The sequence below is a fragment of the Polyangium spumosum genome (genome assembly GCF_009649845.1).
GTDB lineage: Bacteria > Myxococcota_A > Polyangia > Polyangiales > Polyangiaceae > Polyangium > Polyangium spumosum.
Genome location: NZ_WJIE01000010.1, coordinates 249,504 through 263,222, shown reverse-complemented (window position 1 = coordinate 263,222; position 13,719 = coordinate 249,504). Strand labels below are relative to the sequence as shown.

Sequence of the window (13,719 nt, the reverse complement as noted above, 5' to 3'; positions counted from 1 at the left end):
TCGGGCCCGGACGGCCGGACGTCCACAGGGGGAGCGTGATTTCGGGTGCTGTCCGCGCGCTCATTGTCCCGATTTTTCGAGGATCTCCAGGAAATGGGCACGCCGGGAGCAAGCGGCTTCAGCGCGAGGGGCGCAAATGGCGTCGAATACGGGTCGAGAGCCAGGCGCCGGCCACGAGGAAGAGGCCGCCGAGGTCGCCCGCGTCCTCGGCACCGCCGGCCACGCGGCAACCGCAGCCGGCCTCGTCCTCGGGTTCTCCCGGCGCCGCGCCGCCCGCGCCGACCGGGCCCGCGCCGCCCGAGGCGCCCGCGCCGCCGCCGCCGCCGGTCCCCGAGGCGCTCGATCCGCCGCCCGCGCCGCCCGTGGGCGAATCCATGACGAGCTCGTAGGCGCCGACCGAAGGGGGTTTGGCCCGGAGCAACCCGTCGAGGTCCACGGTAAAACCCTCCGCGCTGTGATCGACGCCGGCGCCGCGGGCGGGCGAGCTCTGCGTGAGATGGTAATCGTCCGCGTCCGGCGCGACGAAGCCGGCCTCGGCGACCGTGGGCACGAAGAGGTTACCCTCCGCGGAGAAGCCCACGTCGTTGCCTGCCCCGAGGGCCGAGCTCGGCCCCACGACGAGGTTGTTGTAGGCGAACGCGCCCTCGATCGCGTCGCCGAAGACCTGCACGGCGGCCTCGCCAAAATCGAGCAGCGTGTTGTGGGCGATGCGATACGCGACGGGGCCCGGGTTGTTCTGGATGTTCGCGTAGATGTTCGTCTCGCCGAACCGCATCACGACGTTGTCGGCGACGGTGGTGTCGTTGGCGCCGAACACGAAGATGCCATTCACCGGGCCGTCGGAGATGATGTTCCGGCGGATGTCGCACCGCGAGGGGCCGCCGATCTGCAGGCCCATCCACTGGTATTGCACCATCTCGCTGCCGACGCGGCGGATCACGTTGTCGTGAAAGCTGCAGCCCTCGCGGGCCATGCCGATCTGCGCGCCGTCCCAGCCCGTGTCCTCCACGAGGCAGTGGTCGATCTCGATGCCCTCCAGGAAATGCGGCATGTGCACCTCCTGCTGGCCATTGCAGGTGATGGTGTGGCCGGCCCCCTGGGTGCTCCCCACGTAAAACCCCTCCCCGCCGGTGTCGTGGATCCAGAGGTGGTGCAGGTGCACGTTCTTCTGGATGAACACGTCCTGATCGGCGCTCCCGTCGCAGAGCGGATCGGTCTTCGACATCACGCCCGCGAAGCCGGTCTCGTAGACCTCGACGTGATCGACCTCGTAGTTGGTGCTCTTGTCGAGGAACCAGAGGCCGACGCCGGGATAAGGCTCCTTGTCGGGCGCGCTGACGCGGAAGCCGTACTCCACGCCCGGCTCGCCGGTGCCAGTGAGGCGGAAATGGTGGGAGCTGCCCTGGAAATCGACGGCGTAGGCCCGATCGAGGTTGCGCACGTTCACCACGCCGCCGCAGTTCTTCACGACGACCGGCGCCTCCTCGGTGCCGCGGATCTCGCGGAAGCGGATGAACTCGTAATCGCCGGCCATGACGCAGACGACGTCGCCCGGCTTCACGCCGAGATCGGCGCCGTTCACCGCGGTGGTGCCGGGCATGATCTCGTGCGTGCAGCCGCACTCGGCGGCCCACGCGGGCGCAGGCGCGAGGAGCAAGAGCGAGAGGGAGGCGCAGGCGAAGAGTACGAGGGAGGTGCGGGCGTGGATCGAGGAAGGCATGCCCGCATCGTATCGGATGGAGGTTCCAGCCTCCATCCCTGGAGGCCGGAACCTCCATGCCGCAGCGTAACCCCTCGATTCCGTTACGTGATCGACGGTGGCGCCTCCACGCCGGCCCGGACCATCCGCACGACGGGCACCTCCCCCGCGATCCCCTTGAGCGGCGCCTTCGCGCGCGTCGCGTCGAGCTCGGCCGCGGCGACGGCGCTCGCGACGCCGGGGGATTCGAACACCTCGGCCGTGCACACGACCTCCCCGGCCCTGGCGAGGCCCTGCACGCGCGCCGCGATGTTGACCGTCCGGCCGAAGTAATCGAGCCGCTCGTTCAGCTCGACCGCGATACACGGGCCGGTGTGCAGGCCGATCTTGAGCAGGAGATCGGCCTCCCGGAGCTCGGCGATCGCACGGTTCATGAGGATCGCCGCGCGCATCGCGTGGATCGGCTCGGCGAAGCTCGCCATGACCGCGTCGCCGATGGTCTTGACGATGGCGCCGCCCTGGGCCGCCGCGATGGAGCGGAGCACGGCGAAGTGCTTGCGCACGAGGTCGTAGGCGCGAAGGTCGCCGACGCGCTCGTAGAGGGCCGTCGAGCCGGTGAGGTCGGTGAAGAGCACGGTCACGCGCTTGAGCTCGAGCCCGCCCTCGGAGGGGATGCTCTCGGCGCGGAAGAGGTCGCGGAACGACTGCGACGCGACGAGGCGCGCCCCCGTGAGGTACGGGAGCAGCGGGTGCGTGAGAGGTCTTCCGGGCTCGGCCGGGTCGGGCCAGGTGCTGCCGACGGGCGCGACGAAGAACCCCACCGCGTGGGTCGTGCGGTTCAACATGCGGAGCTCGACGGGCCCGGGGGCGGCGTCGAGGACGCCGGGGATCGCCTGGCCTTCGAGCAGATCGAACGAAGCCTCGCGCGGGCCGCCCTCGCGCACGCGGATGTACACGGCGAGGTGGCCCGCGGGCGCGAGCAGGACGAACTGCCCCGCCTCGTCGAAGGTGACGGTGATCCGATGGGTTTGTCCGGGTGGCGCCTGGCCCGCGGCGAGGATGCTCTCCCCGAGCGCCCGATGCGGGCTCGATCCGGGAGCGACGCTCGACGAGAAATAGAGGCGGATCGCGTCCTCGCGCAGATCGACGGTCTCCGGCGCGTGGAAGCGGATCCGACGCACGGAGGGCGCCACGGTGAAGGCGACCTCGACGCGCTCGTCGATGCTGCCCTCGAGGTCGAGGTTGCAGAAGTTGCAGTGCTTCGACTGGAGCGAGCGCAGGCCGCCGGCCGTCGTGAGGAAGGCCATGCAGCCGGGGCAAAGCATGCCCCAGGCGAAGTCGAGGATGCCGACGTGCGTGGCGTGGAGGAAAAGCTCGATGCCCTCCTGCTCGTCGAGGCCGTGGCTCGCCGCGTACCGGAGGGGGCTCATGCGGAAGAGCTCCTCGTCCCGCGCGCCCTCGACGTGCGCGGCGAAATCGTCGAGGGTGCGCGCGGAGAAGCGCTCTTTGTGGCGGAGGGCGTCGAGCCGGAGGGAGAGGTCGGAGGGCGTCATGCGGCCAAAACCCTACCACCTCCCCGGAGCGCGGCGAGGGCGCTCAGGGCTCCTTCACGAAGGGATCGGCGTACATCGGATCAACGAGCAGCTTCTCGTCGGTGAGCGTCTTCAAGAAGGCGACGAGTGAGGCTTTTTGTTCGGGCGAGAGGTTCAGCTTGCGAGGCTCGGGCGTGCCGGGGACGCGGAGCCGCGGGTCGAGGTTCGGGTGCGGCTGCACGCCGGAGTCGTAATGCTCGACGACCTCTTCGAGCGTTTCGAAGCGCCCGTCGTGCATGTACGGGCCGGTGAGCGCCACGTTGCGGAGCGAGGGCGACTTGAAGCGGCCCATGTCCGCGGGGTTGCCCGTGATCTCGCCGAGGCCGTTGTCGTCCACGTCGGTGGTGGCGTCGAGGCCGTTGTTCGTGGGGACGGCGATGTAGAAAAACGCGTTGTTGCGGCGCGGCGGCGGGTGGGGCGGGCCGTCGTCGAGGTGGCAAACGGCGCAGCCGCCCGCGGGGCCGAGGAAGAGGCCCTTGCCCGCGTTCTCCTCGGCGGTGAAGCCGGGGAAAGGCGCGTTGATGTCGCCGCCGGCCGCCTCGATCCCCTCGTCGAAGCGCGAGCGGTAGGAGACGATCGAGCGGACGAACTGCGCGAGGGCGCGGGAGATACGATCCGCGGTGATCGCAGGGTCGCCGAAGGCTTTTTCGAAGAGCTTCGGGTAGTAGCTCTGCGCCGAGACGTTGGCGACGAGCTCGTCGAGGGTGAGGCCCATCTCGACGGGATCCTGGATCGGCCTGAGCACCTGATCCTCGAGCGTCGCGGCGCGCTCGTCCCAGAAGAACCGGCCATTGCGATAGTAGCGGGCATCGGCGACGGTCATGGAGTTGCGCCCGGTCTCGCCGCCCTCGAAGCCGAGGCTCCGGCGCGCCGTGTCGGAGAACGCGCTCTCCTGCTGGTGGCACGAAGCGCAGGCGATGGTGCCGTTTTTCGAGAGCGCCACGTCGTAGAAGAGCACACGGCCGAGGGTCGCGCCGTCGTCGGTGATGGGGTTTCCGGCAGGCGTGTTGTCCTGATCCGCCGCGAGTTGCCCCTGGAAATGCGCGGGCAGATCGATCGCGGCGTAGTTGTACGGGGTCTCGGGCAGGGCGAGGCCGTCCTCGGTGATCACCGGGGGATCGACGGGATCCGGCGTCTCGGCCGCGGGGCCCTCACAAGCGGCAAGGGCTGCCATGCAGGTCAAGGTGATCAAGCCAATCGTCGTCGTCTCGCGCACAAGGCACCTCTCGTCGTCGCCAGGGGAAAACTCGGCGGCGAGGCTCAGCAAGAGAGGTGCCAACGGGGAGGCAGGCGCATCCGCGCCGCCATGTCCCCTTCCTTATCCACGCGCTCCGTTCAGGAGCCCGACCCATTCCGCGTCGCCGTGAAGGCGCGCGATTGCCCGCCGCTCGGCATCACGTTCCCGTGGATCCGCGTCCCCTCGACCCGGCCGCGGAAATGCAGCTCGGGGCCCTCGGCCGTGCGGAAGCTGATGGCGTCGCCCTGGAGGATCAACTCCGCGAGGGGCAAGCTCTTGCCATTGAGCTTCAGCGTGCCGCTCACGTCCTGGAACTCCTGGCGGAGCGTCAACGTGGCCGGCGTCTCGCCTCGCGCCGTGGGGACCGTCAAGCCGTAGGTGCCCTCCACGCTGGCCGGGACGATCCACAGGTAGACCGTGTCGTCGCCTACCGACTCCTTTCGATCGGGCCGCCAATCTCCCATGTCGAAATCGTGGGAGACGATCCGCGTGCCTGGTTTCAGCTCGGTGAGCAGCTTGTACCGGATCTTCAGGTTGACCGAGGGCAAGAGGTAAAGCGTCACCACGGTCGCGTCCTTGATCTCCGCGTCGAAGAGGCTCTGCTGCCGGAACTCCACGCGGCTGGTGACGCCGGCCCTCCTGGCGTTGTCGTTGGCCTCGCGGATACGCTCGGGGTCGATGTCGACGCCGACGGCGCGCGCGCCCATCTTCTGCGCCGCCATGACCACGATACGCCCGTCGCCGCTGCCGAGGTCGTAGACGACGTCGTCCTTGGTCACCCCGGCCATCCCGAGCATTCGTTTCACGGTCTCCTCGCGCGTGGGCACGAAGGGGACGTCCTTCTGGACGGTCTCCTGTTGCCCGACCCGGACCACGTCGGGCTCGCGCGCCCCCTCGGCGTGCGCAGCCGCGGGCAAAAGGCAAAGGGCGAGGTACGGAACGAGCATTCGCTTCGGCATGAGCTCCTCTCCTCGTGATCGATTTCGCGATTCGCGGGCGACTTCGTTCACCGACGAGCCGCCGCCGCCCGCCGCCGCGCGAGCCCTCGCGCGCGCGGAAGGAGCAGCACCGGCACACCAGCAAGGAGCACACCCACGCCGACGAGCGCCCCGATACCCGTGTACGCCAGGCTCGAGCGCAGCATGTGCAGGCAGATGATGCAAAAGAGGATGGGCACGACCGGATAGAGGGGCACGCGGAAGGGGCGCGCGACGTCGGGATCCTTCTTGCGGAGCACGAAGAGCGAGATGCCCACGAGCAAGAAGAAACCCCAGAAGACGGGGGCCGTGTACTCGACCATCGTCACGAATCCGCCCCGCGTCACGTCGCCGAGCAGGACGAGCGCGAGCGCAATGGCGCCCTGCGCGACGAGCGCGCTCCGCGGCGCGCCGGCGCCGTCGTGCCAGCGGCCGAGGCGGCGGAAGGGCGCGAAGCTCTGGCCGAGCGCGTACGTGGTGCGCGCCCCCGTGAAGATGGTCGCGTTCATCGTGCTCAGCGCCGCGAGCGAAACGAGGACGCTGATGAGCGGGACGCCATACGGCCCGACGGCCCGGCGCATGAGGTCGGCCGCGACCGCGTCGGAGCCGGCGACCGCGGAGAAGCCGAGGGCGCGCAGGAAGATCAGGTTGATGGCCAGGTATATCGCCGTGATGAGGCCGAGGCCGATGGCCAGCACGCGCACGACCGCGCGCCGCCCGCCGCGCAGCTCGGCCGAGAGGTAGGCCGCCTCGTTCCATCCGCCATACGTGAGGAGCACGAAGACCATGGCCATCCCGAAGGCGGGGCTCGGCGCGGTCGCCGCGTTATCCGCGGCCGCGGCCGCGGCGGGCGCCGGATCGAGGACGAGCCCGGCGAGGACCACGAGCACGAGGCCGAGCACGAGCGCGGCCGTGAGCACACGCTGGAGGAGGCGGCAATGCTCGAGGCCGGCGATGTTCGCGCCCGTCAAGAGGGCGATGACGAGGGCGGCCCATATCGAGGCGGAGTGCGGGCCGAACGAGGCCACCTGGGAGGCGTAATCACCGATGAGGAAGGCCTGCATGGTGATCGAGCCCGTCTGGATGACGGCCATGCGCGACCAGGCGAACAGAAAACCCACGGCGCCGCCGAACGACCGCGTGAGATAGTGGTAATCGCCGCCCTTGTGCGGGTAGGTCGAGGCGAGCTCGGCATAACAGAGCGCGCCGAGCAGGGAGGCCACGCCGCCGAGGACCCAGGCGAGCATGGCGGTCGTCTCGCTCGTCGCGTTCGCCGCGACGAGCGAGGGCGTCTTGAAGATGCCCGCGCCGACGACGACGCCGACGACGAAAGCGACGGCGTCGCCCACCGAGAGCCCCGGAGCGCTCGCCCCGGCCGAAGCCGCTCGCCCGCGGGTGGTCGCGAAGAAGCGTCTCATCGTCCCCGGGAGAGAATGGCGTGCAGGAGCCAGGCCAGCCGCCCCGGACCGGCGCGCGGCCTCCGCCGAGAATTTGCCCCGCAGGGCGGGCGCTCGGTAAAGGCGAACGGGCATGCGCTCGTTCCTCGTGTACACCCTTGGGTTTTGCCTGATTCCGCTCGCGGCCTGCAGCTCCGGCGAGGTCGCCTGCACTTTGATCGCGACCGTCTCGGTGACCGTCGAGGTCGTCGACGGTACGGGCGCCCCCGTCACCGACGCGGATCTCACGTACACGGTGAATGGCGGGCCCTCCAAGCCCTGCGAGCAGGTGTTCGAGAACAGCTACGATTGCGGCACCGAAGAGGCGGGCGATTTCGTGATCACCGCGAACCGGGACGCATCGACGAAGACGGCGAGCGTCACGGTCACCGCCGATGAGTGTCACGTCATCGGACAAACGTTGACGATGACGATCGATTGATGCGTTCTCCCATGCGAATCACCTCGCTCCTCCCCGCCCTGAGCGTGCTGCTCGGCGCCTCGTGCACCGTCTACCAGCCGCTTCATTCGACGGTCGTCTCCGATCCGCAGATGGTCGCCCCCGCGCCCCAGGCGCCCCAGGCGCCTCCCGAGGCACCTGCCGCGCCGGAGCACAGGCCCGAGGTCGCCGTGCTGCCGATCGAGGACAGCCGGCTCTTCCGGGCCGAACGCGCGGCCCTGCGCGCCGAGCTCGCGGCGCACCTCGCGCGGGTCGCGCCCGATCACACGATCCTGGCGCCGGCCATGGTCGACCCGAAATTGAAGCCCGTCTCCGAGAAGACCGGGCACCGCTGCGCCTACGAGGGAGAGCCCCTCTCGCGGCGCGCGTGGGACGAGGGCCTCATGACGACCGACGTGATGCATGTCGGGCTCGGTCGAGGCAAGGGCGAGGTGCTCTGGATCCGGCTCTTGTCGCGCGGAAACCGCGACGACGTGACCTTCGAAGGGCCCTGGGATCCGAAGCTCGGGCTCGTGGATCGTTATCGCGCGGCGTTTGCGTCGCTCGTCCGCAAGGAGGACGCGGGCATACTCGGCGGCCTCGGGGCGCGGGGGAGCAACGTGGACGCGCTCGTCGAGGGGCCGGTCACGATATGCGAGGAGAGACTCTTCGGCTCGTGTGATCCCGGCTCGATCGACTGGAAGGACAGCACGCGCGGCGTCGAGGCCTGCTTCGCCGGCGAGGACGAAGTGACACGCGACGTGCTCGTGCAAGGCGACGGCGGCGCGCGATATTGCGAGTTCGAGAACCTCGACGCGCGGGAGGGCCGCGAGGGCGCGCGGGAGGCGTGTGTATGCCAGGCGCTCGTCGCCTCGGCGGGCATGGGCAAACGGCCGGGGCGGCGCACGGTGCGCGTGCGGTACGAGGCCCCGGAGCTCGCGGGGAAGGTCCGGCCGGAGATCCGCGTGGTCGAGGCCACGACGAACCTGCACAGCGACGAAGACTGGCACTCGATGGAGCAGGTCGTCGCGGGGAAAAAACAATATCGATCCGTCCGGCGGCTCGTGGTCGACAACGTGGACGCGCTCGCCGCGCCGCTCGCGCGTTGCGCCGCGCCCGCCGGCAGCGTGATCGTCGCCGACATCCAGGTCCGCGAAGACGGCGCGCCGACCGCCGGCAAGGTCGTCTCCGGGACGTCCGACCGCGAGCTCGTCACCTGCATCGAAAGGGCCCTCGGCCGCGGCGCGTTCCTCTGCACGGGCGACGGAAATGACGCGAGGGTGCGGGTCTCTCTGGAGTGGCGGGCTCCGTGATCCCTCATTCGCGCCGCTCGTTCCGCACCTCGTCGAGGATCGAGAGCGTGAGGCGCGCGGCCCTGCTGATCTGGTCGAGGTCGACCCGGTCGGGCGTGTCCGTGGGTTTGTGGTAATCGGCGAGGGCGCCGTCCGAGAGGAAAATCGTGGGCGCGTGGGGGCCGAACGGGACGCTGTCGGAGGCGTATCCGAGGCGGGTCAACGCGGCCTCCGGGATCCCATAAAGCGACGTGTCTTCACGCGCGGCGGCGCGATCCAGCAGGGCGCGGGTCCGCGCGCCGTCCCGCGCGCCGACGATGAACCCGAGCGCCTCGTCCGCGCCGGGGACGACGAGCCGGAGCGGCGATCCGTCGAGCAAGGGCCGCCCCACCATGTCGAGGTTCACCATGAGCGCGAGGCGCGCGAGCGGCACCGTGGGCGCCGCGACGAAGGCCTCCGCCCCGAGGACGCCGCGCTCCTCCGCGCCAAACGCGACGACGACGAGGTCGAGCTCGCTGCCACGTGACGCGTGGACGCGCGCGATTTCGAGCAAGGCGGCGACGCCGGAGGCATTGTCGTCGGCGCCGGGATAGACCTCGCCGCCTCGCTCGCCCTGCGCATCGTAATGGGCGCCGACGAGGACGACGGGGCCGCCTGGGCTTTTTTTCCCGCGGAGATGGACGATGACGTTCTGATCCCGGACGCCGTCGCGCTCGAAGGGGACACAAGGGTCGTGGCCCTCGGGCGGCGAAAAACCGAAGGAGAGGAGGGCGCGCGCGAGCAGATCGGCGACGCGGCGAGTCTCGGGGGAGCCGGCGGCGCGGCCGTGCAGGGCGGGATCGGCGAGGAGGTCGACCCACGCGCGGAGGTTCTCCCGGGAAGGCGCGGGCGCGCGGAGGTCGAGGCGCGGCGCGTGGAGCGGCGGGAGATCGGCCGCGAGGGAGCATGCGGGCACGACGGGCGGAGGCGCGGCGGGCGGAGGTGTCGTGGCAGCCGCAGAGGGAGCAGGAGGCGCGGGAGGCGTCGCAATGGGCGCCGCGGGCGCGGCACACGAGGCGAGGACGAGCGCGAGGGCGAGCGGGAGGCGCGGCATCGGCGCGAGGGTACGCCGGGCCGGGGCCGATTCACCAGATCAATACGACGCGGAGGCGGTCGTATCCGGCGCGGATCCGTCGTCGAGGGGCAGGATCCAGGGCTTGGGCCGCAGGGAATCCTGGACCGTGGTGAGATCGACCGAGGGATCGATGATCCGCCGGCTCGGGCGACCATTCATGGTGACCCACGCATCCGCGTACACGGCCACGTGTTTGCCCCGCCGGGCGTGCTCGGCGGCGACGTGGTGCGCGAGCTCGAGGATCATGTCCGGGCTCTGGGCCATCATCTTCGCCTGGAGCGGCGTGAGCCATCGAGAAGGCTCGACGCGGATCGTGCGGCCCGTCTCGTGATCGTGCACGCGGAGCTCGACGAAGCCGAGCTTTTCCACGAGCATGACCCTCCAGGCGAACCGAAACCCCTCCTCGGTCCAGGCCGTGTTCCCCGGGTACAAGAAATGCCTGAGGGGGAGCGCAATCTGCACGATCACGTGCGCCGCGAGCAAGGCCATCCCGATCCGCTGCCATCGCCCGATCGGCCGCGGCGACAATGAGGAGACGACGGCCTCGACGTTCGGCGCGGCGAACCGGCGCGAGAGCCGCGCCAGTAGATCACGCGGCCAGCGCGGCGGGAAGAAGATCAACGCGGACGCGGACATGATCCAGGGGAACACGCCGATCGGGAAGAGCATCCCCGTGACGAAATGAAAGCCGAGCACCGCGGCATACGCGAAGCGCCGCGTGCGACCGTGCAGCAGGAAAAACACCACGGTGAGGTCGAACGCCGCGCCGGCAAGACTCGCCGCGCGCGCGACCCAGCGTTCGGCGAGCAGCGGCCCGACGAGCGGGATGTCCGTGTGCGCCGAGAGCCAGATCCCGAGCGGCTCGCCGCGCAGGAGCCAATCCGGCCCGAGCTTCGCGATCCCCGCGAACACGTACACGACCCCGATCTGGAAACGCAAAAGAAAAGGCGCCCAGGCCGGCGCCGTCTGGCTCGCGAGCGCCGGGTTTCTCCATGCGTCGATCGACGCCGCCCGGTGGAGCGGCAAGAAGATCATCAAGAACGAGAGGATGCTGATGAGGTAATAATGATTGAGGTACGTCGCCTTCTCGAGCAGCTCGACGTACGTGAAGGCGACGAAGACGACCACCGCCGCGGCCCGGTAAAAGAGGCCGACCATCACGAGGGCGCTCGCGAGGCCGAGGACCACGAAATGGGCGTACATGCCCCACGACGGCCAGGGCGAGACCCACGAGAAGCCGAAGTAATGGAAGTGGAGCGAGGGCGTGATGTAAAAATCGCGGATCCAGCCGTTCGCCCAGAACCGGACGACGCTCACCAGCAAGAGCGCGCCGAAGAGGATCCGGAACGCGGCGAGCGAGGCGATGTCGACGGGCCGGAAGAACCTCGCGAGGAGGCTCTCCCGGCCGTTTTTCTCAGTCGCCGTCATTGTCGCTCAAGGTGACGCTGACGCCGAGGACACTCGCCACGTCGGTGGAGAGCAGCCGGCGCAAGACACGGAGCGCGTCGTGCGCCTTCGTGACGGCCGCGGGATCCTTGCTGATCGCCTCGCGGAGGGGCGGCGGGATCGCCGCGGACGCGGCCATTGCATCGGAAAACGCCTTCCGGACGGCGGCGTCGATCGCGGGGCTACGCGCGGCGACGAGCTCGGTGATGCCACGCCCGCCGCGTTCGCCGTGGCGGCCGAGGTAAACGTCCTCCACGCCGCGGAGGATGTTCAGCAGATCGTCGATGGAGTCGTCGCTGAAGCGCGACTCGACGAGGCTCGGATCCGGCCCCGCGCCGCTCACCACGCCGAGCGGCTCGGAGACGCGGTTCTCGTTCACCGCCTGCATCGTCGCGATGAGCAGGTTGACGACCCGCGCGATACCATCCTGCCCCGTCGGGAAGACCACGCTGCCCGTGCCCGCCTTCGCGACCTGATCCACGAACGCGCCTCCTTCGAGGCTCCACGCGTCCTCGGCGGCGGTCGCATTCGCGGCGATCGCCTCGGCGAGGGCGCGCGCATAACTGCAGCGCTTCTTCCCCACGGCATCCGCGCTCCCGAGGGACGCGAGGACCGCGGCATTGCCGCCCGCCGGATCGAAGAGCAGGTATTCGAGCGCAGGCAGGCCCTTCGTGCTCACGCCGAGCGAGGTGATGTGCGCGACGGGGACGGTCTCGGGCGCGGCGGCGATCGCGGCCTCGATCGAGTCGACGCGCGCCGGCCAGAAATCGAGGGCCGTGCCGAGGCGGAGGTCCTCGACGGGCCCGAACCGGAATGCCTCGGCGTGTTTCCAGGGCACACGCGCCGCGCGCCAGGCGGCCTGCGCGGCGGAGAGCGTCTCCTCCGTCGGCGCGTCACAAAACGCCCCGACCGAGGCAGGCAGCGGGAGCGCCTCCTGTTCGAGCTCCTCGTAAATGGGCAGCATCACCTCGTAGGCGAGGTCGCGCATCACCGCGCGCTGGGCCGTATCGTCGGCGGTGGGCGTCTCGCACGAGGACGCCGCGAGGGAGAGCGCCATGGCGAGGAGAAACGTGGAGCGTGAAGGAAATGGGCTCATAACGACTCCAGGAAACGGACGAGCGCGCCGCGATCCTCGGCCGGGAGGGCGCGGAACGCCTCCCGGGAGCTCTCCGCCTCGCCGCCGTGCCAGAGCACGGCCTCGACGAAGCCACGCGCGCGGCCATCGTGTAGCAGATTTTCGTGACCATTGACGGCCTCCTGCAGCCCGAGCCCCCAGAGCGGCGGCGTCCGCCACTCGCGCCCGTCCGCCTCGAAATCGGGCCGACCGTCCGCGAGCGCCTCGCCCATGTCGTGCAAGAGCAGGTCGGTGAACGGCCGGATCGTCTGGCCCGAGAGCTCGGGGTACCCCTCGAGCGTGCCCGTGCGCAGCAAAGGCGTGTGGCACTTGCCGCAGCCAATCTCGAGGAAGAGGCGCTTGCCGGCGAGGACCACGGGGTCGTCGACGTCGCGGCGCGCGGGGACGGCGAGGGTCGCCGAATAAAACGTCACGCGATCGAGGATCTCGGGGCTCACCTCGGGCACGCCGCCCGTCGGCGCGGCCTTGCAATCGGCCTGCACGTCGGTGCAATCCTCGGCCGGGAACATCGGCGTGGTGAGGCCCATGTCCCCGAGGAACGCGCCCGCCGTCTGCTGCACGAGCGTCGGCTGGTTGGCCTTCCAGCCGAATCGACCGAACGAAGTGGCCCCGCGGACGGCGTCCCAGACCCGGTTCGCCCGCCCCGAAATGCCGTCCCCGTCGGTATCGTCCGGGTCCTCGGCGCGCAGGAGGTCCTCCTCGGGGATGGCCTCGAGGAGCCCGAGGCCGATCATCGCGGGCGCGACGCGCGGCGAGGTCATCACGTCCGGCTGCATGTCGCCGCGGGCGCTCGCCATCGAATAGACGGGTTTTCGCAGGCTGTACGTCTCGCCGTCCGGGAAGGCGCCGGGCATTTCTTCGTACGTGACGAACGCGTCCCCCTCGGGCAGGACGCCGGGGATCGCGCGCGGCTGGAGCTGGCCGCCGTACGTGGGCTCGGGGGCGGGTCCGCCGTGCGCGTCCGCGCCGGGCACGCTGAGGCGGATCAGCACCGAGACGAGCGGATCGGCCGTGTCCAGAGGCGGGCTGCCGCGGCCGTCGAGCAGGTGGCAGGACGAGCACGAGCGCGCGTTGAACAGCGGCCCGAGCCCGTCCCGGCCCTCGGTCGAAGCGGGGGCGATGACCCAGTTTTCCTTGAAAAACGAGTTTCCCACGAAGAACGCGCTGCGCCGCTCGGGCGTCATGTTACGCGCCGAGAGCGAATAGGCGTTCTTCGAGGTGTCGAAGACGGTGGTCTCCCCGCCGGAGAGCTCCTCCCCCGGCTCGGCCGAAGGCCCCGCCTCGCCCGGCGGCGGCTCCGCGCCGCAGCCGAGGAACCCGATCACGAAAGGAAACACGAGCCATCGCATGGC

General features: G+C 70.0%; 11 protein-coding genes. 2 read left to right on the top strand and 9 right to left on the bottom strand.

Features of this window, described 5'->3' with window-relative positions; all coding sequences use genetic code 11:
- Positions 1-118: 118 nt before the first annotated feature.
- The 5 genes from GF068_RS30460 to GF068_RS30440 form a co-directional block, all read right to left on the bottom strand.
- A complete protein-coding gene (locus GF068_RS30460; protein WP_170319760.1) occupies positions 119-1,720 on the bottom strand; it encodes a right-handed parallel beta-helix repeat-containing protein in 1,602 nt (533 codons plus the stop codon).
- 83 nt (positions 1,721-1,803) lie between these two features.
- The gene (locus GF068_RS30455) at positions 1,804-3,252 is read right to left on the bottom strand and encodes an adenylate/guanylate cyclase domain-containing protein (protein WP_153823006.1); all 1,449 of its coding nucleotides are present in this window, start codon (positions 3,250-3,252) and stop codon (positions 1,804-1,806) included.
- Between the two features lie 43 nt (positions 3,253-3,295).
- Positions 3,296-4,465, bottom strand: coding sequence for a cytochrome-c peroxidase (locus GF068_RS30450; RefSeq protein WP_153823005.1), 1,170 nt, complete (start codon positions 4,463-4,465; stop codon positions 3,296-3,298).
- Between the two features lie 161 nt (positions 4,466-4,626).
- Positions 4,627-5,487: a class I SAM-dependent methyltransferase gene (locus GF068_RS30445; RefSeq protein ID WP_153823004.1), complete on the bottom strand. Its 861-nt coding sequence runs from the start codon at positions 5,485-5,487 to the stop codon at positions 4,627-4,629.
- Between the two features lie 47 nt (positions 5,488-5,534).
- The gene (locus GF068_RS30440; RefSeq protein ID WP_153823003.1) at positions 5,535-6,923 is read right to left on the bottom strand and encodes an APC family permease; all 1,389 of its coding nucleotides are present in this window, start codon (positions 6,921-6,923) and stop codon (positions 5,535-5,537) included.
- Between the two features lie 112 nt (positions 6,924-7,035).
- On the opposite strand from GF068_RS30440, the gene GF068_RS30435 reads away from it, so the two are divergent.
- Positions 7,036-7,383, top strand: a complete 348-nt coding sequence (locus GF068_RS30435; RefSeq protein ID WP_153823002.1) for a hypothetical protein — start codon at positions 7,036-7,038, stop codon at positions 7,381-7,383.
- 11 nt (positions 7,384-7,394) lie between these two features.
- Positions 7,395-8,693: a hypothetical protein gene (locus GF068_RS30430; RefSeq protein ID WP_170319759.1), complete on the top strand. Its 1,299-nt coding sequence runs from the start codon at positions 7,395-7,397 to the stop codon at positions 8,691-8,693.
- 4 nt (positions 8,694-8,697) lie between these two features.
- Here the strand turns inward: GF068_RS30430 and GF068_RS30425 are convergent, their stop codons facing one another.
- From GF068_RS30425 to GF068_RS30410, 4 genes are read right to left on the bottom strand one after another with little or no spacing between them, the layout of a single operon-like run.
- Positions 8,698-9,765, bottom strand: a complete 1,068-nt coding sequence (locus tag GF068_RS30425) for a M28 family peptidase (protein WP_153823000.1) — start codon at positions 9,763-9,765, stop codon at positions 8,698-8,700.
- A 39-nt stretch (positions 9,766-9,804) separates the two neighbouring features.
- Complete coding sequence (locus tag GF068_RS30420; protein WP_153822999.1) at positions 9,805-11,214, bottom strand: HTTM domain-containing protein; 1,410 nt, start codon at positions 11,212-11,214, stop codon at positions 9,805-9,807.
- Positions 11,201-12,289, bottom strand: coding sequence for an imelysin family protein (locus tag GF068_RS30415; protein ID WP_170319758.1), 1,089 nt, complete (start codon positions 12,287-12,289; stop codon positions 11,201-11,203). Before GF068_RS30415 ends, GF068_RS30420 begins: the two co-directional genes overlap by 14 nt.
- Positions 12,290-12,324: 35 nt before the next feature.
- Positions 12,325-13,716, bottom strand: coding sequence for a di-heme oxidoreductase family protein (locus tag GF068_RS30410; RefSeq protein ID WP_153822997.1), 1,392 nt, complete (start codon positions 13,714-13,716; stop codon positions 12,325-12,327).
- Between the last annotated feature and the right edge of the window lie 3 nt (positions 13,717-13,719).

Coding starts and splice junctions, on each gene's coding strand:
- GF068_RS30460 (WP_170319760.1), bottom strand. CDS start 1,720: ATGCCTTCCTCGATCCACGCCCGCACCTCCCTCGTACTCTTCGCCTGC.
- GF068_RS30455 (WP_153823006.1), bottom strand. CDS start 3,252: ATGACGCCCTCCGACCTCTCCCTCCGGCTCGACGCCCTCCGCCACAAA.
- GF068_RS30450 (WP_153823005.1), bottom strand. CDS start 4,465: ATGGCAGCCCTTGCCGCTTGTGAGGGCCCCGCGGCCGAGACGCCGGAT.
- GF068_RS30445 (WP_153823004.1), bottom strand. CDS start 5,487: ATGCCGAAGCGAATGCTCGTTCCGTACCTCGCCCTTTGCCTTTTGCCC.
- GF068_RS30440 (WP_153823003.1), bottom strand. CDS start 6,923: ATGAGACGCTTCTTCGCGACCACCCGCGGGCGAGCGGCTTCGGCCGGG.
- GF068_RS30435 (WP_153823002.1), top strand. CDS start 7,036: ATGCGCTCGTTCCTCGTGTACACCCTTGGGTTTTGCCTGATTCCGCTC.
- GF068_RS30430 (WP_170319759.1), top strand. CDS start 7,395: ATGCGAATCACCTCGCTCCTCCCCGCCCTGAGCGTGCTGCTCGGCGCC.
- GF068_RS30425 (WP_153823000.1), bottom strand. CDS start 9,765: ATGCCGCGCCTCCCGCTCGCCCTCGCGCTCGTCCTCGCCTCGTGTGCC.
- GF068_RS30420 (WP_153822999.1), bottom strand. CDS start 11,214: ATGACGGCGACTGAGAAAAACGGCCGGGAGAGCCTCCTCGCGAGGTTC.
- GF068_RS30415 (WP_170319758.1), bottom strand. CDS start 12,289: ATGGCGCTCTCCCTCGCGGCGTCCTCGTGCGAGACGCCCACCGCCGAC.
- GF068_RS30410 (WP_153822997.1), bottom strand. CDS start 13,716: ATGCGATGGCTCGTGTTTCCTTTCGTGATCGGGTTCCTCGGCTGCGGC.